Here is a 21041-nt window from a genome sequence, read left to right on the forward strand (position 1 = left end):
GGCTGGCTGCGTCGTTCGCGCTGCGCATTCATGCCGTGTGGGGGCTGACCAGTCCTGTTTGGTAAGCGATGACAACCAGTTGCGCGCGATCACGCGCACCCAGTTTCGCCATCGCGTGGCTGACATGGGTACGCGCGGTTGCCGGGCTGAGAAACAGTTCGGCACCGATCTCGTTGTTGCTCAGGCCCTGTCCCACCAGGGCCAGCACTTCGCGCTCGCGCTGGGTAAGCACCGCGAGCCGGTCCTCCGCGGCCCGGGTAGCTGTTCGTTGCGCGGTGAACTGGCCGATGAGGCGTCGGGTGATCCGCGGCGCGAGCAGCGCATCTCCGGCGGCGACCACCCGGATGGCGTGCAGGAGCTCGGCCGGCCCGGCGTCTTTGAGCAGGAAACCGCTGGCACCGGCTTGTAGTGCGTCGAAGACGTACTCGTCGGTGTCGTAGGTGGTGAGGATGAGGACTCGGACCTGCTCCAACCCGCGCGTCTCGGCGATCTGCGTGGTGGCTTGGATCCCGTCCAGCTTCGGCATGCGGATGTCCATGAGGACGACGTGGGGGCGGGTGGCGCGGGCTCGCTCGACGGCTTCGGCGCCGTTGGTGGCTTCTCCGACCACCGTGATGTCGTCCTCGCTGTCGAGCAGCATCTTGAACCCGGATCGTACGAGGCCCTCGTCGTCGGCGAGCAGCACCTTGAGCGGAGCGTTGGTCGACGGTGGCACGGCCGCGGCGTTCACAGGCGCGACCCGGTCGGCGCGAGGGGCAGCCGGGCCGTGACCTCGAACCCTCCGGCCGGCGTCGGCTTGGCGTCGAGTTCTCCGCCCAGCAGTTGGCAGCGCTCGCGCATGCCGAGGATCCCGCGGCCGGGCTTGGCCGAGCTGCCCGTGCCGGTGGGGTGCTGGGCCGGTAGGTGTGGGTGTGCGGGGTCATCGCCCGGGGCGGCACGGCGGCCCTCATCGGTCACGCGGATCTCCAGGGCGTCGATCCTCGGGTTCAGCGCCACCGTCACCCGGGTTGGGCCGACGTGGCGGATCACGTTGGTGATCGATTCCTGCACGATCCGGTAGGCGGCGCTGCCTACCGCGCTCGGCAACGGCGTCTCCGGCGAGGTCTCCTCGAGATTGATGTCGAGTCCGGCCTCGCGCGCCTTGGCGGCGAGTTCGTCGATCTGCCCGAGACCGGGGTACGGCACCCGCCCGTCCTTGTCGTCCCGCAGCACCCCCAGGATGGCCCGCATCTCGCGCAGCGCCCGGGAACTGGTCTGCTCGATCGCTTGCAGCGCCTCGCGTGCCACCTCCGGTCGCTTGTCGAGCACGTGCGCCGTGACCCCCGACTGGACGTTGATGATGGCGATCGCGTGGGCAACCGTGTCGTGGACCTCGCGGGCGATCCGGAGACGTTCCGCGTCGACCCGCGTCCGCGCTTCCTCCTCGCGACTCCGTTCAGCCAGCTCCGCACGCTCCTGAGCCTCGGCCGCGATGACCCGCCGGGAGCGGACGGACTCGCCGAGGGCCGCGCTCATGACCGACGCACCGATCCGGAAGAACACCCAGCCGACGGCGGCGCGTGGCTCGATGTCGGCCGCGGCGACCAGCCACACGACGGCGAGCAGGGTCGTACCCACGCCGGCCACCATCAGCGACCGGCGCCCGTCACCGTACGCGGCGAGGGTGTACAGGGCGACGAAGAGGCCGAGCCAGCCGGGCCCGTCCGGGAAGTCGAGACCGTAATAGACCAGGCTGGCGAGTGCGGTGACGACGAACACCGGAACCGGCCACCGGCGGCGTACGGCCAGGACCAGGCCACTCACCGTCAGCAGCACGTATCCGAGGTTTCCGAGATCGGTGAGCGGGCGGGGCGCTCCCTCGATGGCAACCTTGGCGACCGTGCCCTGCACCTGCATCACGGTGAGGAAGAGCGCGAGCGCCACGTCTTGCGCCACCACCCGCAAGGGGAACGACACGGCACGCGGTTGCATGCCGTGATCCTACTGTTCCCGCCGGTGGGCAACGCTCGGCTGAGCTGCGCGACCTGCTACGCCGGCAGGCGTAGCGAGACACGGGTCCGGCTACGCCGGATTACGTAGCGCCCGCCATCCGCCGTCCGAGGCGACGGCCGCCTCCGCGGCGCGACGATCGCCGCCATGAGCGATCACCCTCACCCAGTCCGAGGAGCGCGCCATGCGTAAATTCTTCGCCGGCCTGGCGGTCCTGCAGGTGCTGGCCGTCGTCACGCAGTTCATCCTGGCTGCCAGTGGGGCCTTCGACCCGGCCCCCAACGATGAGTCCTTCCAGCCACACCGCGCGCTCGGCGGCGGGATCGTGCTGATCGCGGTCCTGGTCACCGTCGTCGCCGCGGCTGCCCGGATGCCCGGGCGGCTCATCGGGATGAGCGGCCTGGTCGCCGGGCTCGCGGTCGTCCAGTTCGTGATCAAGGGGATCGCCACGGCGCTCGACGGCACCGCCGGCGGCGTCGTCTTCGGTCTGCACGCGATCAACGGTCTCGCCATCCTCGCGCTGACCGGGAGGATCGTCCGCCAGGCCAGGCAGCTGTCCAGGACGGCCGTACGCGCGCCACAGGCGCCATGACCACCGGGCTGTGGATCATCCTGGACCACGTCGTCGCGTTGCTGAGCATCGCCGCGTGGTTCGCGGCCGGCGTCGCACTGGTACTGCGGCGTACCCGGCTGGCGCTCGCCGCCCTCGTCGCGGCGGTGCTCGTGACGCTGCTCCGGGTGGGCACCGTGGCGCTGCTCGCCGGCCGGGGCTGGTGGTTCGTCCAGGAGAAGGTGCTCCTGGGGCTGCCGATGCTCGGCGCTGCCGGGGCCGGCGCCGTGCTGCTCGCCGGTCCGCGGCTGCTCGCGGCCCGGCGGGGGCGCGGCGACGGTTGGTCGGTACCCGGTCTGGTCTCGGTGCTCACCGCCGCCTACGCCGCGCTGGCCGGACTTGTGGTCACCTTCCTGGTCGGGTATCCGCTCACCGTTGGCACCGCCCTGATCACGATCGCGCTCGTGTCCGCCGGCGCGTTGCTGACCGCGCGGGTGCTCGTGCCCCCTGTCGAGGGCGTTGCTGAGCCGGACGTCGCGCAGGCGCCAGAGGGTCGCCAGGCTATCTCGCGCCGCCGGTTCATCACCTGGGCGGGTGGCGCGGGCGTGCTGACCGCGGCCGGCGCCGGCACCGGGCTGTCCTTCCTCCCCGCCGAATCGGTGATCAGGGGAGGCGGCCCCGGGCGTTCGTCCCGACCGGCCGTGTCGGTGGCCGCCCTCCGCGGCGCCGGCTCACCGGCGCCGGGTGGCACCGTGCGGCGGCACGTGCTCACCGCGAATAAGGCCACGGTACGGCTCCGGTCCGGGCGGGAGGTCGACGCGTGGACCTTCAACGGCGAGGTCCCGGGCCCGGCCATCACCGCGACCGAGGGCGACCTGATCGAGGTACGGCTGCGCAACGCCGACATCGACGGCGGCGTGACCCTGCACTGGCACGGCTACGACGTACCGTGCGGCGAGGACGGCACGCCAGGGGTGAGCCAGCTCGCCGTGGGACCCGGCGAGGACTTCGTCTACCGGTTCCGCGCCGACCAGGTCGGCACCTACTGGTACCACACCCATTACGCATCCCATATCGGCGTACGCAAAGGGCTGTACGGAACCCTCGTCGTGAAACCGCGCGGCGGGCAGCGAGCCGACGAGCAGTCGGCGGCCGAGCAGGTCGACCTGACCCTGCCCGTGCACACCTTCGACGGCGCCGTACTGATCGCCGGCAGCGACGAACGGAGCGAACACCCCGCGTCCCCCGGTACGCCCGTGCGGCTACGGGTGATCAACACCGATTCGGGTCCGCACCGGATCGTCCTCGCCGGAACCCCGTTCCGGGTGGCGGCCGTCGACGGCCGGGAGCTCAACCAGCCCGACGAGGTCAGCGAGGTCGGACTGCACCTGCCCGCCGGCGGGCGACACGACCTGGTGTTCCTCATGCCGGACAGGCCCGTGGCACTCGTTGTCGACGACGACCGTGACGGCGAACTGCGCCTGCGCCCGCACGGCGGGCCCCCCGGTGACGCGCCCATCGAGGACACGTCCGACCTGCCGGAACTCGACCTCCTACGGTACGGAGCCCCGGTCGCCGCGCCCTTCGACACCCGCAACGCCGACCGGCACTTCACCATGGTCCTCGACCGCGGTTTGGCCATGGTCGACGGCCGACCGGCATACGCGCACACCGTCAACGGCCGAGGCCACCCCGCCATCCCCGACCAGCTCGTCGCCGAAGGCGACATCGTCCGGTTCACCGTCGTCAACCGGAGCCTGGAAACGCATCCCTGGCACCTGCACGGCCATCCGGTGCTGATCCTGTCCAGGGACGGGGCGCCGTCTATCGGCAGTCCGCTGTGGGTGGACACCTTCGACGTCCGGCCAGGCGAGACCTGGGAGGTCGCCTTCCGCGCCGATAACCCCGGGATCTGGATGAACCATTGCCACAACCTGCCCCACGCGCATCAGGGCATGATGCTGCGGCTCCGCTACGACGGCGTCACGACGCCGTTCGGCGACATGCACGGCGGAGGCCGGGGCCATGGCCACTGATCTGACCCGCGCCGCACACGTCGTCGCCGAGGTGAACACCAGTCGGCATTGCCGGCTCGCGGCGTTCGGAATTGACGACAACACTCACCGCGATTTGAGGAGCGAGTAATGAGAACCGGAACTCCCCGCACGGACGGAGCTCTGGCGAAACTGGGGCGGTTCTGTTTCCGACGCCGCCGCCTGGTCCTGGTGACCTGGATCGTCGGCGTGATGGCCGTGGCGTTCGTCGGCTTCACCTACGGCGCCGCCGCTGACAACGACTACTCCGGTGGCAACTCCGATTCCGCGAAGGCGCAGGCGCTGATCGAAAAGCACTTCCCCGAGCAGCAAGGCGACACGCTGACTCTCGCGATCAAGGCAGAAAAGGGAATCGACGACCCCGCCGTACGGCAGAGGATCGAAAGGGTCATCGCGGATCTGGACGCCTCACCCATCACCGGACCGGTGACCTCTCCGTACGAGGACGAGAAACTGGTGACGCAGGATCGTCGCATCGCCCGTACGACCGTCCCGCTGACCGACAAGGATGCGGTGAAGACCGAGGTCAAGCCTCTGGTGGACACGGTCAAGGAATCCTCCGGCGACGGCGTGACGCTGGGGCTGGGCGGGGAGAAGGCGGAGAAGGCCGAGACGCCCCCGCAGGGTCCCGCCGAGAGCGTGGGTGTCCTGACGGCAGCCGTGATCTTGTTCATCGCCTTCGGGTCGCTGGTGGCGATGGGCCTGCCGATCGTGACCGCGCTGCTGGCGCTCCTCGGCGGCATCGCCCTGATGAGGCTTGTGGGGCACGTGGTCCCCGCGCCGGACTTCGCTGTGATCTTCGCCGCGATGATCGGGCTCGGTGTCGGCATCGACTACGCGCTGTTCATCGTGACCCGCTACAAGGACGCCCTGGAGGGCGGCGACGAGCCCGAGAGCGCCACGGTCAAGGCCATCACCACCGCGGGTCGCGCCGTGCTGTTCGCCGGCACGACCGTCGTGATCGCATTGCTGGGCCTGGTCGTCATGGGAGACGGGATGATGACCGGCCTGGCCGTCGCCACGTCGGTGGCCGTGCTGGTCACGGTGGTCGCCGCGGTGACCCTGCTGCCGGCGTTCCTGGGCTTCACCGGCCACAGGATCAACTCATTGCGGCTACCCCGCCGCTTGTCCCGCCGGCACCGGGCCGACGGCGTCCCGTCCAGGGGTCGCCGTCCCCTCGCCGAGCGCTGGGCCGGCGTGGTGCAGCGCTGGCCGCTGGCCGCCGCGATCCTGGCCGGCGGGTTCATGCTGGTGCTGGCCGTACCTGTGCTGTCGCTGCGGCTGAGCATGCCCGACGCCAGTGTCCAGCCGCACGACAGGAGCAGCTACACGTCGTATCAGATCATCTCCGAGGGCTTCGGGCCCGGCTACGGCGCGCCCCTGATCTTCGCCACCGAGGTCGACCCGTCCGGCGCGGATCTGCGTCCCGTCGTCGCCGCGGTCGGCGAGACCGAGGGCGTCGCCTCCGTGACCCCGCCCCGGGTCAGCAAGGATGGGCAGGCCGCCACCTTCATGGCCTTCCCGACGACCGGCTACCAGGACGAGGCGACCGCGGACCTGGTGCACACGCTCCGCGACGACGTGCTGCCCACGGCATCCGGCGGCGAAGAGGTCTACGTCGGCGGCCCGAACGCCGCCACCGTCGACTACGCCGACGGGGTCAGCTCGCGCCTGCTCCCGATGATCGCGATCGTCATCGTGTTGTCCCTGGTGGTGCTGATCGCGCTGGTCCGGTCGGTCACGATCGCGCTGCAGGCCGCCGTCATGAACGTGCTGTCGATCGCCGCCGCCTACGGCGTGATCGTCGCGGTCGTGCAGTGGGGATGGTTCGGCCCCGCCCTCGGATTCCCCACCGAGATGCCGGTCACGACCTTCATACCGGTGACGATGTTCCCGCTCCTGTTCGGCCTGTCGATGGACTACGAGGTCTTCCTCGTCTCACGGATCCGTGAGGAGTACGAGCGCACCGGCGACACCCGGCTGGCCGTCACCCGCGGGCTGGCACGGACCGCCAAGGTCATTACGGCCGCGGCCGCCATCATGATCGCCATCTTCACGACCTCCCTGCTCGGCCCCGACGTCTCCCTCAAACAGGGAGGTCTGGGCATGGCCGTCGCCGTGCTCATCGACGCCACCATCGTCCGGATGATCCTCGTCCCCGCGGTGATGGAACTGTGCGGCAAGGCGAACTGGTGGATGCCCGGACGCCGGGCGAAGACCACCTGGGCTTCACAGGCCGGGGTCGGGGAGGAGGCCAGAGTCTGACCCTTCGGCGAGCTGGGGTGCGGGGAACCCTCGAGCGGTTCCCCGCACTCGTCTTGCAGCTCACAGGTGCCGCACCCCTGTCGAGTGCACGCGGCGGCCCGGGCGCAGGCCTGCGGCCCGGCAGCCGGTCAGTGACCGGTCACTGTGGCGCGATGGGCGATCCGACAACGCTGGGGTCGGTCTCCCTGATGCTGAATTCGTTGCCGTCGGGATCCGCCAGCACGACTGCGCCGTCCTTACCGATCCCGATCGGAGTAGCTCCGAGAGAGATCAGCTCGTCGACCGCGGCTTGCTGGTCGCCGGCGGCCACGACGAGTTCGAAGCGCTGCCGGTTGGGCTCCTTCTTCGGGGCCACGGGAGGTCCTGCCCATGCGATCTTGGTGCCCCCGCGCGGTGACTGGATCGCGGTCTCCTCGTCCTGGTCCCACACCAACGGCCAGCCCAGCGCCTTGTTCCAGAACAGGCCGACGTGCCGAGTGCCGTCACAGGCGAGCTCACCCAGCAAGCCGCACCCAGCGAGGTAGGCGTTGCCGGGCTCGATCACGCAGAATTCGTAGCCCGCGGGGTCGGCCAGGACGACGTGCTCGTCCTCCGGTCGCTGGCCGACGTCGAGGTGGCGACCCCCAAGCTTGAGCGCCGTCGCCACCGTGCGTTTCTGATCATCGAGATCGGCGCTGGTCAGGTGCAGGTGCATGCGGTTCGCTCCCAGTTGGCCCGCGCGACCCGGAACGAACCGAAGACCAAGCTGCCCGTCCTCGCCGGGCAGAAGCGCCCCGGCGGCGTCCGTGATGACCTCCCGGCTGAGCAGACCGGCCCAGAACTGCGCCGCACGCACCGGGTCGTACGCCTCGAAGGCCACTGCCACCAGTCGCGAATGCATCACCAGACCGTAGACACGGTTCTGGCAGGACAACAAGGCATTAACGTCGGCGCGCGGTGCACGAGCTGGACGGCCAGGTCGGCATCGTTTAGGGCAGTGGCCAGGCATTGGCACAGGGAAGGTTCGAAAGGCCGAACTTGTGTGACCACTCGTTCTGGCTCGTTACTGCACCACGTCGAGAACCGGCCTACGCAAGATAGAAGGGATCGTTGTTACACGGACGGGTCCCAGGCGATGAGCTGGTCGAAGATGCGACGGTCGCCGTCCAGCTCCAGCTTCAGCGAGTCCGGCGGTATGCGGCCGTAAAAGAACAGGACCAGGTCACTGGCCGTGCCCCGGGCGGAGGCGTCGGCCGTGTCCGGGTCCGGGTCCTCGCTGACAGCAGGCGCGCCGAGGCGGGCGGCCCATGCGCCGTCGCGGGACAGCCTAAGGCGCCACGAGCGGCCCTCGGTGGCGTAGTAATCGACGACGGCAGGTTCGTGCGGCCAGGCGACATCCGTCGAGCAGAGGGTGAACTGGCAGTCGTCGAAACCGTCGAGGGCGACCTCCTCCGGCAGCGGCTGCGGGGCACCCACGGTGAGCTGGACATCGTGGGTGTGCACCGCGATCTCGGGAACCTGGCGCCGTGCCCATGCACCGGAGGTCTGCGGCGACTGTGAGTCACCCCACCACGTCCAACAACCGCGGTCCGGACCGGCCTCGCGCAGCGCGCTCGTCAGTCGCTCGACGGACTCGGTCCACCACGCCAGCAGAGCCTCGCGTTCCCGAGGCGCACCCGTGCCGTCCTCCCAAGCGGATCTCTCCGGGGGAGCGTCTGCAGGCCCTGCGGCGACGATGGCGGCCGACTTGCGGCGGCCCATGCCCACGTGCTGCACGAGATCGAACAGCGTCCACCCCGGACAGCTCGGCACCGGCACGTCGAGGCTGGGCGCCGCAGCGACCGCGGCGCGGAAGGCGGTCGACCGTTCGTCGATCAGCCGCAGATGATCAGAGAACGTCAAAGTCTTGTGCACTCCGGCTTTCTACCCGTGCGCTCCCACAACCGGACAGCGATTTTCGCAGCCGACGCGGCGAGCGCCACGGCACTGGCGCGCCAGGGTTCCACCTGCCGTAACCTGCGCCGTCACGATGAAAAAGGCTCAACGCACACCGCCGCAGAGCGGTCACCGAGATGACACAGTGGTCGGTAGCCTCGCCCCAATGGAGCTTATGGAGATGATCGCTGCCGAGCGGCGTAGCACCGCTGATCTCATCGGGTCGTTGGGGCCAGAGCAGTTGGAGACGCCGAGTTTGTGCGGGTCGTGGACGGTCAGGGAGGTGGCCGCCCATCTCGTGTCACCGTTCGTCGCGCCGCGTCGCTGGCTGTTGCCGTTGATGCTGCGCAACGGCTTCAATCTCCACCAGGTCAACGCCGCGCTGGCACAGCGCGTGGCGCGCGAGTCGGCTGACCAACTGGCGGCGCAGTTGCGGGACAACGCGGAGAGGAACCTCCGCCCACCGATCGTCGGATACTGGGGCCAACTCACGGACCTCCAGGTACACGGGCAGGACATCCGCCGCCCACTCGGCCTGTCGCATGACCTACGTCCGGACCGGTTGCGGGTCTCCTTGGACTTCCTGGTCAGTCGCCGCGCCCGCGGGTTCTTCGTGCGGAGTGGGCAGCTGGACGGGCTCCGGTTCGAGGCGACGGACCTCGACTGGGCCTCGGGAAGTGGCCCAGTGGTACGGGGTAGGGCCGAAGCCGTCATGCTCGCGATCACGGGCCGTCCCGCAGTACTTCCCGAACTCGACGGCGACGGAGTCGGGCTGCTGCGCGATCGGATGGAGTGAGGTGGCGATGGCCGACCCGAGGGCCGGGCAGCCGCTCGGGGGTCGCGTATCGCGTTCGCTGCTACGTGAGCACCAGCTGTCCGAGTTCCTGGGTGCATCGGGTGAGCGCGACGTAGAGGCCGTTCCACCCACGTGGTTCAGTGGCGATGCCCTGGGGGTCGATGAGTAGCGTCGCGTCCCATTCCAGTCCCTTGGACTCGGTAGCGGTGAGCACCGGCACGTCGCTCAGCACGGCGAGGAGTGCGGCGATGCGGTCCGCGGGGGCGATGACGCCGACCGTGCCGCCATGCCACCGTTGCTGCAGCTGTCGCACGGCTCGGGTGGCGGCGCCGGCAAGCTCGGCGGGCGTGATCGTGACCGCCCACGGCGGGATGCCGGAGGAGCGTACCGCCCGTGGTGGCGTGTTGTGGCTGCCAGCTTTGTTCAAGACGGGTTCGGTGAGGTCCATGACCTCGCGCGGGGTCCGGTAGCAGATGGTCAGCTCCGCAGCGGTCCAGCGGTCCCCGAAGACAGCCTGCACCGCTTGTGCCCAGGTGGTGTGCCGGTGTGCTGCCTCCGCCTGGTCGATGTCGCCGACGGCGGTGATGGAGCGACTGGGACAGCGCCGGAGGACCATGTGCCACTGCATCTCGGACAGCTCTTGCGCCTCGTCGATGACGACGTGGCCGTACACCCAGTCCCGCTGCCGGCGGGCGTGGTCGGCGACGAACTCGCCCTGTGGTTGCGGGGCTTCGACCTCGCCGAGCAGGTCGGCGAGGGCGTCGAGCAGGGGGATGTCGCTCGATGCCCACGGTGCGGGCTCGGCCGAGACGGCGGTGATCTCCTCCGTGGAGAGCTGAGGGGCGAACCGGGCCAGCAGGGTGCGGTCGGTCAGGAGATCACGCAGCAGGGTTTCGGCGTCGAGGGTGGGCCACCATGCCTCGATGAACCGGGCGATGGTGGCGTTCTCGGCGATCCGGTAGCGAAGATTCTCTACCTCTTCTTCGGAGAGCAGTCCGTCGACGTCACTGCCGGTGGACCTCACACCGACGTGGTGGTCGTGCTGCATTCCCCTGTCGACGCGGGCGAGGATGTCCTCGAAGCCCTCCTCCATCTCGTCCATCAGCGCCTCGCGCTGCTCGGCGACGGCGTCGGCAAGGATGTGGTGCAGCTGCTCGGCGAACGCCGTGCGGGCGCGGTGGTACGGGCGTCCCTGCACCGCCGAGGCGAGTGCCTGTGCCACTGTTGCGGCGGTGATGACGTAGAACTCGCCCTCCCAGCGCAGCTTCAGCTCACGGGGCCGCGGGAGGAGCGACGTGACGTAGTTTTCGAGCGCGGGTTGCCAGAGGGCGCGGCCCTTGATTTCGGCGAGAAGCCGGCTCTCGTCGCGGCCCACGCGGATCCCGGGCAGCAGGGTGTCGCAGGTCGCCGAGACGACGGCGGTCTCACCGAGCGCGGGCAGCACCTGGGCGATGTACTGGAGGAACCGCGGCGAGGGGCCGAGGACCAGGACCGCTTGGTCGGCCATCGCTGGGTGGGCGAACAGCAGGTAGGCGACGCGGTGCAGGGCAACGACGGTCTTGCCGGTGCCGGGACCGCCCTGAACGATCAGCGGGCCGGTCGCCTCGGCCCGGATGATGTCGTCCTGTTCGCGTTGCAGCGTGGCGATCGCCGTCGACATGCGGCCGGTGCGCCGCTGGTCGAGGGCGGCCAGTAGAGCGCCTTCACCCACGAGCTCCGCCGTTATGGTCCCATCCAGTGGCTCGTCGTCCACACCGACGACGGCCGATCCCGTGGTGCGTATATGACGGCGCCGCGCCTGACCTTGTGGGTCGACGGCCGTCGCGGTGTAGAACGGCCGAGCAGCGGGAGCGCGCCAGTCCACCAGCAGCGGCTCGCTGTCCTCGCCGTCGCTGCGGAGACCGACACGGCCTATGTGCCGCACGGTGCCATCAAGGCCGTCGAGGCGGCCGAAGACCAGGCCTTCCCGTGCTCGCCGCAGCTCCTCGTACTGCTGGCGGAGCATGCGCTGCCGGGCCCGTTCCAACGCGTCCAGGGCGTCTGACGAAAGCTCGGCCTGTAGGTGGTCAGCCAGCCTGTCGCGCCGGGCCGTGGCCACGTCGAGAAACTCTTGTTCCTCGGCGACCGCGGATCGGCGCGCGACGCCCTCTGCCACGGAGGATGGCGGTTCGCCGGTCGGTGTTACTTCGCTGGCGTCAGCAGTGCCGTCGTTCAGAGCAGAATTCCGGCGCATTCGCAAGTCCTTGTATTGGTGCCTTCCGTCGGCCCCGGATGAGCCGCAGGTATTCCGGCGGCAAGCATAGGGTTGGTTTCTCCTCGTCGGCCAGGAACCGTGTCGGCAGAGACAGGAACCTCAATGCCTTGCAGTTCGGGGCCGCCTGTGGCCTCACCCAATCGTGATTCGCTCATTGACAGTTCGGTCCTTGTCTGATCTAGGTTCCGGGCGGATCGTGGCCGGGCCGCAAGGGCCGGATGCGACATGTAGATTCCGCGGCGACGCGATCGGCGGCCACGGATCTGACAGACCGATCAGCAGGCCACACACTGTCGGCAGCAGATCCGCAGGGCCAGAATGTGCGCTGACGATCTCCGCTGACGACTCCGGTGCGGTCCGGATTGTGACGGCCGTTTCGACATGCAGATCTAATTGGTCGACAGGTGGACCGGAACACCCGTCGACGCCGCGCCGGACGAGCGCGACCTGTGGCGTGGTTCGAGACGTCCGACCTTGACGGCCCGCGTCTCGCCCACGAGGCCCGCCGGCGCGCTCCGCGGCGGTCGATGTGAGAGCCGCATGCCGTTGCCTTTCGACGGTGCCGGGGCACAGCGTGGCGGCACGAGACGCGGGGCTACGAGAACCGCTTGTCAGCAGTGCGGGCTCACTACTTCGAGCATCCGGGGGAGGTCAAGCGCCCCTAAGCGGACATCGCTGCGGCTCAGCAGCTTGACCGTGGTGTGGCCGACTGAGCTCTGGCATCCCCTGCGGCTGGCGACGCCTCATTCGCCCGGCCAGGATCCGGGGGCGCCGGATCTCCTGATCGTGCTAGTGTCCAGAGTCGATAATGAAACCGGTTATCGTTTGCGAAGCGGGGCGATTGGACCATGGCCGCCGACGTGTCATGCGGGCGGACGCGGAGAACTGAGACCGCTCGGGCACCCACGATGGTGAGCCGACCTGACCCACGTAACGATCAAGAGAGGCGACCAGCAGATGGCGGCCGACCCGTACGCACAGTCCGGTGAATACCTGGATATTTTCAGCCGCGACGCTTGGCAGGCCTTGCGTGCGCCGATCGCCGCGGCACTGCGGCAGGCCGCCCCGGATCAGGGTCCAATACTCGATGTGGGCGCCGGCACCGGGCTCGGCACGAGCATCGTGGCCGAGACGCTTCCCACCGCCTCCGTCCTCGCGGTGGAGCCGTCCCCGATCCTCCGTGCGGTACTGCTGTCCCGACTGGCCGCTAGCGAATCGCTGCGACCGAGGGTGACGGTTGTCGCCTCCGGCATCGAGGACTGGCGACCGCCGTCACGGCTGGGTGGAGTACTGGCTATCAACATGCTTGGCCATCTCAGCCCGCAGCGTCGCCGACAGCTCTGGCAGGAACTACGGGCACGGCTTGCACCGAGCGCGCCGCTGATCATGAATCTGCAACCACCCGCCGAGGTAGCCGACGTCCCAGCGACCGTCTTCGCCACGGTCACGATCGGTGGGCACACCTACGAGGGCAGCGGCGAAGCCAGGCCCGCCAGCGACGGCACGGTCACATGGACGATGCGCTACCGCACCTACGCCGCCAGCGGCACCACCGAACGTGATCTGGTCGTGGCCTACCCCTGGCACGTCATCTCCCGGACCGAACTACTCGATGAACTCGCTGGCGCCGGCTTCTCCGCGGCCGTCGGCGAACTGGATGTCGTGGTGGCCGTACCGGGCATCTGACTCCGCACCGGTCGCTGGTGGCAGCTCGCCTTCCGACAACGCCCACGACGCCGGAAGCGACCATGAGCCGTCTAGGCGATCGAACACCGGTGATAGCGGGAGAGCAAAAAGCCATCGGGCGCAAGGGGCTCTTCCGTCTATCGCACGACCTCGGTCGTGTCGTGCATGCCAGCCAGACCGGACGGAGGACCTGGTGACCTGTCATCAGCGAGCGAGCCGTTCCCGGCCTGGCGTCGCCAGCGCCTGGTCAGCAGGCCGTGTCGTGGGGCGAACAGCCAAGCGGCGAGGAAGACGGCGGTGGCGACCAGGACGATGGTGCCGCCCACCGGTGTGTCGTGACTCCACGACAGGTACAGCCCGACGGTCGCCGACGCAGCACCGATCAACGGGGCGAGCAGCATCATCACGCTGAGCCGGTCGGTGAGCAGGCGGGCGGCCGCGGCGGGCGTGATCAGCAGGGCAAGGACGAGGATGTTGCCGATGGTCTGCAGCGAGATCACGACGGCGAGGGTCACGAGGACGTAGAGCACGATGTCGAGCCAGAAGACCGGAAGCCCCATCGAACGGGACATCTCCCGGTCCAGGCAGACCGCGACGAACTCCTTGTGCAGCGCCAGCACCAGGCCGAGGATGACCAGACCGGTACCGCCGACAAGGTAGAGGTCCCGGTCCGGGATGCCGGTGATCGAGCCGAACAGGAATTGTTGCAGCGAACCGGCGTAGCCGGGCGCCTGCGAGATGATGACGATGCCGAGGGCGAATGCGGCGACCAGGAACACACCGATCAGGGAATCTTCTTTGACGCGCCGGTTCTGGGAGAAGATCGCGATCAGCAGTGCCGTGGCGACGCCGGCGACGGCGCCACCGAGCACCAGGCTGCCCTGTAGGACGAACGCGACCGCAATGCCCGGGAAGACGGCGTGTGCCACGGCGTCGCCGATGAAGGCCATGCCCCGCAGAACGACGTAGCAGCCGACGACGCCGCAGACGATGCTGGACATGACCGCGATCGCCAGCGCCTTGGGAAGGAACGCGAGGTCGGGGTTGAGCAGGTCGGTGATGAAATCGCTGATCGACATCTAGGCCGCCTTCACGAGCGTCAACAGCGGGGAGGTGGCGCTCACCCCGAACGTTCTCGTCCACAGCTCGGCGTCCTGCAGGTCCGCCGGGCGCCCGTCGGCGATGACCCGGGCGTTGAGCAGGATCAGCCGGGTGCAGGCGTCCACCGCGGCGACCAGATCGTGGGTGGTCATCAGCACCGCGCGGTCCTCCTGCGCCAGGCTGATGAACAGATCACCCAGCAGTTCCTGGGTGGGCATGTCCAGCCCGGTGAACGGTTCGTCGAGCAGCAGGATGCTCGGCGCGAGCGCGAGGGCCCGCGCGACCAGGACGCGTTGGCGTTGTCCACCGGACAGCTCACCGACCGGCCGGCGGCGTAGCCCGGTCAGCTGCACCCGGTCCAGCGCGTCGCCGACAGCCCGCCAGTCGCCTACACCGGGACGGCGGAGCAGGCCGATGCGGCCGGCCCGGCCGCTCATCACGGCCTGTTCCACGGAGATCGGGAAGTCCCAGGTGAACTCGTGGCGCTGGGGCACGTAGCCGATCGCCGACCGGCCTGGGCGCGCCGGTCTGCCCTCCACCAGCACCCGTCCGTTGCGCGTGCGGATCAGCGCCAGGATGGCGCGCAGCAGGGTGGTCTTGCCGGCGCCGTTGGGCCCGAGTAACCCCACCAGTTCGCCTCGATCGAGGTTCAGCCGCACGTCCCGCAGTACCGGCCGACCACCCAGGTCCACATCCAGTTGCTCGATCTCCAGCGCTCTCACTGTCGGCCCTCCGGCTGCAGCGTGACGCGTTCGCGTTCGGCTCGCCGTTTCGCCTGGCGCCCGCGCAGCAGGAGAAGCAGCAGACCGACGGCGAGCACAACGGCCGCACTGATCAGCGCCGCGGCCAGGAACGCCGTGGAGTTGTCGTTCGGGCCGGTGGCTTCGGACCGGGGCTGGCTGGGCGATGCCTGGCCGACGGGGACGGGAATGTCGGCGCTGGCGGCGAAGGCCTCGTCGGTGCCGGTTCCGTCCCCCACCGCGAAGCGCAGCGTGCCGATCGCGGAGGCCTTCTCACCGGTGATCAGGTCCGCCGAGACCTGCACCGCTACCAGGTACACGCCGGGCTCGCTGAACACCCAGTTGGCGTGGGTGTGGGTGTTCACCTCGACCCAGAAGGGCTGGGCCTTGGACTCGGCGGATCGCCACAACGGCTGAGGGGCGGAGAAGTTGCCCGACTGGAGGTACGTCGTCAGGGTTCCCGGTCCCTCTACGCCGAGCAGGGTCAGGGTGACGCCACGGTCGATGGTCTGGATCACCCGGGGATCCTGGGTGTTCCAGCCGAGCCAGACGACGTCCTGGTTCTGCGTCTGCGGCACCACGTACACGCGCGTGCCCGGGTCCGCGCCGAGGAACGCGTACGCCGAGTCGTCCGGAGCGGTCTGCAGCGCGGCGTCGGACACGCGGAGCAGGGTCTCGTCCGGGCTGCGCCACGCCGGCTCCGCCTGTGTGCCGTCGTGCAGAAGCAGAGTCCATCGATTGTCGACGTAGCGCGGACCGATGTCGACGTGTCCGGCGGCGAGCGTCGCCCGGCCGGTGGCGATGGGCTGGTCCGCCGCGATCGACTGGTCGAGGCCCGGTGTCGGCTCCTGGGCGACCGCGGGGGTTTGTGCCGTCGACAGCACGATGAACGTGGCGAGCACGCATCGCGTGATCGCCCTGGTGGCACGGGTGCGGCGCCGCGGCCGTCCTGCCGTCACTGGTTCCTCCCTTGTTCTGCCCGGGTCAGGCAGTCGCGCAGCGATTCGGCGTTGAACCGCATCATGTCGAGATAGGTGGTGACGTCGCGGTCGAAGGTGTCGCCGTAGATCGGGCACACTCGGAGCCCCTCTTCCCGCGCCAGCTCGGTGAGAGTGGTGGCGCGGGCCGCCAGGTTGGGTTCCAGGAAGACGGCGGGGATCTTCAGGTTGCGGATCGTCTCCGTGAGCCGGCGGCGGTCGGCGAGGCTCGGCTCCGTGGCCGGGTTCGGGGTGACGAAGCCGGAGATCCGGATGCCGTACGCCTGGCCCAGATAGCCGAACGCGTCGTGGGTGCTGACCAGGTGGCGGCGCGACGGTGGGATCTGGGCGATGGTGTCGCGGACGTAGGTGTCGAGCCTTTCGAGCTCCGCGATGTACGCGGAGGCGTTCGCGCGGTAGACGCTCGCGCCCTGCGGGTCGACGCCGATGAGGGTGTCCCGTATCAGCTCGACGTAGGAGATGGCGTTGCGAACGTCCTGCCACAGATGTGGGTCGATCTCGCCGTGTACGTGCTTGCCGAGGACGGCCTGCGGAAGCTGGTAGACCTGCGTGCCGGGCCGGCCGAGGAACCGGAACCTCCGGTCGCCGGGCACCTCGAGCAGCGCCTTGTTGGGCACCTCGATCACCGTGTGGGCCGGGTCGTACACGCGCTGATTCGCCTCGCCGCTGCCCTCCGGATCGGCGAACAGGTAGAGCCGCCGCTCGTCCAGGTCGACGGTGATGTCGGCATGGCCGGCGTTCAGCACGGCGGCGCCCGCCATGCCGGGTACCGAATGCGGATCGACCCCGACGGCGAAGGTGAACGACTGCTCGCCCAGGGGGATGGGTGCCGTTCCCGGGTCGATGGCCAGCCGGGCCCGCATGGTCAGCTGATAGACCCCCGGCTTCGTGAACGCCCAGCTCATGTGCGTGTGCGCGTCCGGGGGAAGGGTGGCGGTGTCGTCGCGGTATCCGTTGCCGGGGTCGAACCCGTCTCCGGAGTCGACGTAGAACGAGGGGTTGCCGAAGGACTCGGTCAGATAGGCGAGGGTCCGGCCCGGCCCGTTCGCGGCAGTTGCGCTGAGCAGCACGTCCGAGGACCGGTCTGCCCCCTGCGCCGCGCCGGTGCCCCGCACGCGCATGCCCAGCCAGATGCTGTCCAGCGATACGTCCTCGACCAGAGGGATGATCTCCGCGGCGTACTTCACCGCCCCCTCGGCCAGCGAGATGTTCGGTACGCCGGCGCGCAGGTTGGCGTCCAGCGCCTTGATGACAGCCTGCTCTTCCAGGAGCAGGTAGTTACTGAACGCCACGTCCGCGTAGACGACATCGCGGATGTCCCGCAGCGACGGCTCGTAGCTGTGCGGGTCGGCGCCGTCCGGCACCAACGAGTTGACGGCCACCCGGCCGCCGCCGACACGGCTCACCAGATCCCGCAGGATTCCGGTGGTCGTCACGACCTGGACCCGCTCGTCGTGCGCGCTCAACGCCGCCTCAGATCGGCACCCGGCGGCCAGCAACGCGATCAGCAGCGGTAGCACCAGCAGCCGTAGCTGCCGGGCAGTCCGGTGAGCGCACACGCGAGTCACACCGGCGCCGACACCCGGCATCCGCACCCTTGCCCTCCCCGACATCGAGCCACGGGAGGCGATGCCATCGCCGTCCGGGGACACCGACCACAACATGAGAATGAGACCCATTATCACTACGGGGATCGCCGTGGGGCAGCCCCGCACCACAGCCGCCCCGAGCGACGGCGACGGCTCAGCAGCACCAGCAGGCCCCCGACGGCGACGAGGACGGCGCCGGCCGCGACGGCCGTCAGCACCCACCCGGCGCCGGTGCGCGGTAGGGCTCCGCCTCCGCCCCGCGCCGCGCCGCCGCCGTCGTTCGCACCACCGTCAGCGCCGCCGCCACTGTCGCTGCCGGAGCCGAAGCCGCTCTTCGGATCGGTGCTGTCGCCGACAGCGATGGTGAGCGTCCTCGTGTCGGTGACCGCCTTGCCCGCGGTGGTGGTGCCACTCATCTGCACCGCGAGGCGATACAGGCCGGGTTTGCTGAAGGCCCAGTTGCCGTGAGCGTGGGTGTTGAGCGGGATGCTCAACTGCTGGGGGAACGCCTTGGCGGAGTCGAAAAGCACGTCGGCCTTGCCGAACGAGCCGGTCAGAAACAGCGCGAACCGACCGGGCCCGTTGACTCCCCTCAACGTCCACGTGACGTTGCCCTTGACACCCGACACGACGGACTCGTGCTGGGTGTTCCAGCCGGGCCAGACGATGCCCGACTGCTGCGACTGCGGGAGCAGCCACAGGGTGTCGCCCGGTTTGCCGAGGAAGTCAGCACCGGCGGGCACCGTGATCTTCGCGTTGTCCCTCACCTGCAGGACCACGTCAGCGGTCTCGCGCCAGACCGGAGGGCTGGTCCGGTCGTCCTTGATCCGGATCGTCCAGCCGTTCCCAGCCAGTTGCGGGCCCATGTCGACGTGCCCGTCGGCGATCACCTGTCGGACGTCCGCAGAGGCGGTGGCCGCCTTCTCGGCTGGCGGTGCGGCTGCGGCGGGCTCCGGCGCCGCGACCGGCTGCGGCGCGGTGGGTGCGGCAAGGGCGTGCAGTTGCCCGGCGGGTCGCGGGGCCTGCTGGCGTGGAGCCGGTGGCGGCGCCTGCTCGCCCGGGCTGATCGTGGGGACGCGTACCCGGTACGTCGCCTCGCCGCTGGCCTCCTGGCCGGAACGCAGGGTGGCCGAGGCGGTCAGGGTGAGCCGGTAGTCGCCGGCCGCGTCGAAGGCCCAGACCACTGCTCCGGTACGCCTCCCGACCGGCAGCTGCGCCGTGCGCGGCAGGTTGGGACCGCTGCCGAACAGCACGGTCGCGGTCCCGAGACCGGACAGTGCGTAGGCGGTGAACGTCCCCGGTCCCTCGACCGAGCGCAGGGTGAGGGCCACCTTGTCATCGGTCACGGCGCCGGGGCGTATGCCGGTGGTGTCCAGGGCCGGGAACCGGGTGTCACCGGTGGACAGCGACCACACGGCGTGTCCCGGCGCTCCGAGGAAGGCGAATGCCTTGCCGGGCGGTACCCGGCCGGCCAGGCCGCCGTTCGGGCCGAGTATCACCTCGGCCGGGTCGTGTCCGGCCGTACCGTCGGCCGCCTGGGCGGCATCCCGGACACGCAGCGACATCGAGTCACCGTCGAGCGCGACGGAGACCAGGTCCGCACCGGCCGCCGTGACCGGCGACGGTTCCGCTGCCGCCGGGGCGGCGCCTGCGGTCAGCGCCAGTACGGCTACGGCGAGACCGGCGGCACCGGCACGCATGGTTCTCATCCTCATTCGTTGCTCCCCAGGCAGCTTCGTCGTGGATCGTTCGAGTCGGGTCGCGGCGTCGGCGCCGCCCGACGCGAGCGGGAGGGTCGGCGCGGCTGCGGCCGTACGGCGTCGCCGTGTCACTGCTCGTCCTTTCCCGTGCGGTCGGTGTCCGGTTGTCGGTCGCGGCCCTGGTCGGAACGTCCGCGATCCAGTTCCGCGCGGTCGGGGGTGATGCCGCCGTCCGGGCCGGCCGCGGGCTGCGCACGGGTCTCGGCGGGAACCGTGGCGGGCTGACCGTCGGTGGCCCGGCGCATCTCCACGCCGGCCTGCGCACGGCCCTCCTCCCGGGCGGCGGCCACCGCACGGGCGATCTGCCGCGCTCGCCGCCGTCTGGCCACGAGCAACGCCCAGGCGACGAGGGCGAGCAGGGTCAGCAGGACCAGCTGTGGCCAGGGCACCGCCCATATGGCGGCACGCGCCGTGTCGACCGCCGGCACCGGGTCGAGGGTCAGGCCGTCCACGGCGGTTGGGGTGGCGGCGGCGGTCGCGGTCAGCCGGAAGAGCGGTGGCACGCCCGTCATGCGTACGGTGGTGCTCAGTTCACCGCCGGGCAGGATCTCCGGTAGGGCCGCTGCGTCCACGGAACGCCGGGCGAGGCCGAACGGGCCGGTCATGCCGAGCGTGGGCCGCCCGGCGAGCCGCATGTTGCCGGTGTTGCGGAGGGTGAACGTGGCGGTGAGTGTGCCGCCGGCGAAGGGGTTGAGGGAGCCGGTGTGCCGCACGCGAAGGTCCTCGATGCTCAGCGCCGGTTGCACCTCACCGGTGACCCGCAGGTAGATCCGCGCGCCGACCCGATGTTCGACGGAGACCTGGTTGCCCTGCGCGTCCGCCGTCGTGGCGGCGAGCGCGGCGACGACGCCCCCGGCGTGATCCCCCGGCGTGGCGTTCGCTGGCACCGTGAGCGTGAACGGGACGTCCAGGCGGGATGTCGACGGGATGGTCAGGGTGGTGCGCGTGAAGCGGACCCACGCGCCGACGTCGGTGGGCTGTTGGCCGCCGGCCAGCAGGTCGAACCCGCCCTGGGTGGTGGTGAAGGCGTCGCTGGCGTAGAGACTCAGGGTGAGCGGACGCGTCGAGTGGTTGGTGACCGCGACGCGGTCGGTGAGGGAGGCGCCCGGGTCGAGCTTGTAGGTGAACGCCGCGCGACCGTTCGGGCCCTTCGCGCTTGACGGCGCCACTCCCCACGTCGCGGCCGGCGCCGTCGGGGCGGCGGACCTCGACGGTGATGTCGCGGGTGCTGTTGCAGGCATGCTCGGCGCGGGCCTGATCGAGGCGGAAGCTGCCGGGGCCGCGACGATCGGGGGCAGGCCGAGCAGGGCGATGCCGATGGCGATGACGGCGAGCAGGCGCATGG

Annotated in this window: 16 protein-coding genes; 5 read left to right on the forward strand and 11 right to left on the reverse strand. The window is 69.9% G+C overall.

The window, feature by feature from the left end; genetic code table 11:
• Nucleotides 1-28: 28 nt before the first annotated feature.
• Entirely contained in the window at nt 29-730 is a 702-nt protein-coding gene (locus tag D7193_RS02990) for a response regulator transcription factor (RefSeq protein WP_120777826.1), read from the reverse strand.
• Nucleotides 727-1971 carry a sensor histidine kinase gene (locus D7193_RS02995; protein WP_120777827.1) on the reverse strand — a complete coding sequence of 415 codons (1245 nt, stop codon included), beginning with the start codon at nt 1969-1971 and terminating at the stop codon, nt 727-729. Before D7193_RS02995 ends, D7193_RS02990 begins: the two co-directional genes overlap by 4 nt.
• 202 nt (nt 1972-2173) lie before the next feature.
• On the opposite strand from D7193_RS02995, the gene D7193_RS03000 reads away from it, so the two are divergent.
• The 3 genes from D7193_RS03000 (at nt 2174) to D7193_RS03010 (ending at nt 6858) form a co-directional block, all read left to right on the forward strand.
• Nucleotides 2174-2581, forward strand: a complete 408-nt coding sequence (locus D7193_RS03000; RefSeq protein ID WP_120777828.1) for a DUF6220 domain-containing protein — start codon at nt 2174-2176, stop codon at nt 2579-2581.
• The gene (locus tag D7193_RS03005) at nt 2578-4575 is read left to right on the forward strand and encodes a multicopper oxidase family protein (protein WP_120777829.1); all 1998 of its coding nucleotides are present in this window, start codon (nt 2578-2580) and stop codon (nt 4573-4575) included. Before D7193_RS03000 ends, D7193_RS03005 begins: the two co-directional genes overlap by 4 nt.
• 108 nt (nt 4576-4683) lie before the next feature.
• Nucleotides 4684-6858, forward strand: coding sequence for an MMPL family transporter (locus D7193_RS03010; RefSeq protein WP_120777830.1), 2175 nt, complete (start codon nt 4684-4686; stop codon nt 6856-6858).
• A gap of 139 nt (nt 6859-6997) precedes the next feature.
• Here D7193_RS03010 and D7193_RS03015 read toward each other — a convergent pair whose 3' ends face one another.
• Both D7193_RS03015 and D7193_RS03020 read right to left on the reverse strand, forming a co-directional pair.
• Nucleotides 6998-7738 carry a VOC family protein gene (locus D7193_RS03015; RefSeq protein WP_158674762.1) on the reverse strand — a complete coding sequence of 247 codons (741 nt, stop codon included), beginning with the start codon at nt 7736-7738 and terminating at the stop codon, nt 6998-7000.
• A gap of 212 nt (nt 7739-7950) precedes the next feature.
• The gene (locus tag D7193_RS03020; RefSeq protein ID WP_120777831.1) at nt 7951-8751 is read right to left on the reverse strand and encodes a maleylpyruvate isomerase N-terminal domain-containing protein; all 801 of its coding nucleotides are present in this window, start codon (nt 8749-8751) and stop codon (nt 7951-7953) included.
• A 187-nt stretch (nt 8752-8938) separates the two neighbouring features.
• On the opposite strand from D7193_RS03020, the gene D7193_RS03025 reads away from it, so the two are divergent.
• Nucleotides 8939-9568, forward strand: coding sequence for a maleylpyruvate isomerase family mycothiol-dependent enzyme (locus D7193_RS03025; protein ID WP_158674763.1), 630 nt, complete (start codon nt 8939-8941; stop codon nt 9566-9568).
• A 61-nt stretch (nt 9569-9629) separates the two neighbouring features.
• Here D7193_RS03025 and D7193_RS03030 read toward each other — a convergent pair whose 3' ends face one another.
• On the reverse strand, nt 9630-11666 hold the full coding sequence (locus D7193_RS03030; RefSeq protein ID WP_241562801.1) for a HelD family protein: 2037 nt from the start codon (nt 11664-11666) through the stop codon (nt 9630-9632).
• 1113 nt (nt 11667-12779) lie between these two features.
• Here D7193_RS03030 and D7193_RS03035 point away from each other — a divergent pair.
• Entirely contained in the window at nt 12780-13508 is a 729-nt protein-coding gene (locus D7193_RS03035; protein WP_120777834.1) for a class I SAM-dependent methyltransferase, read from the forward strand.
• A gap of 137 nt (nt 13509-13645) precedes the next feature.
• On the opposite strand, the gene D7193_RS03040 is transcribed toward D7193_RS03035, so the two are convergent.
• The 6 genes from D7193_RS03040 to D7193_RS03065 all read right to left on the reverse strand — a co-directional run bounded on the left by D7193_RS03040 (nt 13646) and on the right by D7193_RS03065 (nt 21039).
• Nucleotides 13646-14587: an anchored repeat-type ABC transporter permease subunit gene (locus tag D7193_RS03040; RefSeq protein ID WP_338324073.1), complete on the reverse strand. Its 942-nt coding sequence runs from the start codon at nt 14585-14587 to the stop codon at nt 13646-13648.
• Nucleotides 14588-15301: an anchored repeat-type ABC transporter ATP-binding subunit gene (locus D7193_RS03045; RefSeq protein ID WP_377456424.1), complete on the reverse strand. Its 714-nt coding sequence runs from the start codon at nt 15299-15301 to the stop codon at nt 14588-14590. It lies immediately after the preceding gene.
• Nucleotides 15302-15327: 26 nt separating this feature from the next.
• Entirely contained in the window at nt 15328-16308 is a 981-nt protein-coding gene (locus D7193_RS03050) for a choice-of-anchor M domain-containing protein (RefSeq protein ID WP_120777836.1), read from the reverse strand.
• Complete coding sequence (locus D7193_RS03055; protein ID WP_120779216.1) at nt 16305-17936, reverse strand: anchored repeat ABC transporter, substrate-binding protein; 1632 nt, start codon at nt 17934-17936, stop codon at nt 16305-16307. The genes D7193_RS03050 and D7193_RS03055 overlap by 4 nt, the downstream gene beginning before the upstream one ends.
• 95 nt (nt 17937-18031) lie before the next feature.
• Nucleotides 18032-19636, reverse strand: coding sequence for a TIGR03773 family transporter-associated surface protein (locus D7193_RS03060; RefSeq protein WP_120777837.1), 1605 nt, complete (start codon nt 19634-19636; stop codon nt 18032-18034).
• Between the two features lie 128 nt (nt 19637-19764).
• Nucleotides 19765-21039: a WxL protein peptidoglycan domain-containing protein gene (locus tag D7193_RS03065; protein WP_120777838.1), complete on the reverse strand. Its 1275-nt coding sequence runs from the start codon at nt 21037-21039 to the stop codon at nt 19765-19767.
• Nucleotides 21040-21041 lie beyond the last annotated feature (2 nt).

This window comes from Micromonospora costi (assembly GCF_003626655.1).
Lineage (GTDB): Bacteria > Actinomycetota > Actinomycetes > Mycobacteriales > Micromonosporaceae > Micromonospora > Micromonospora costi.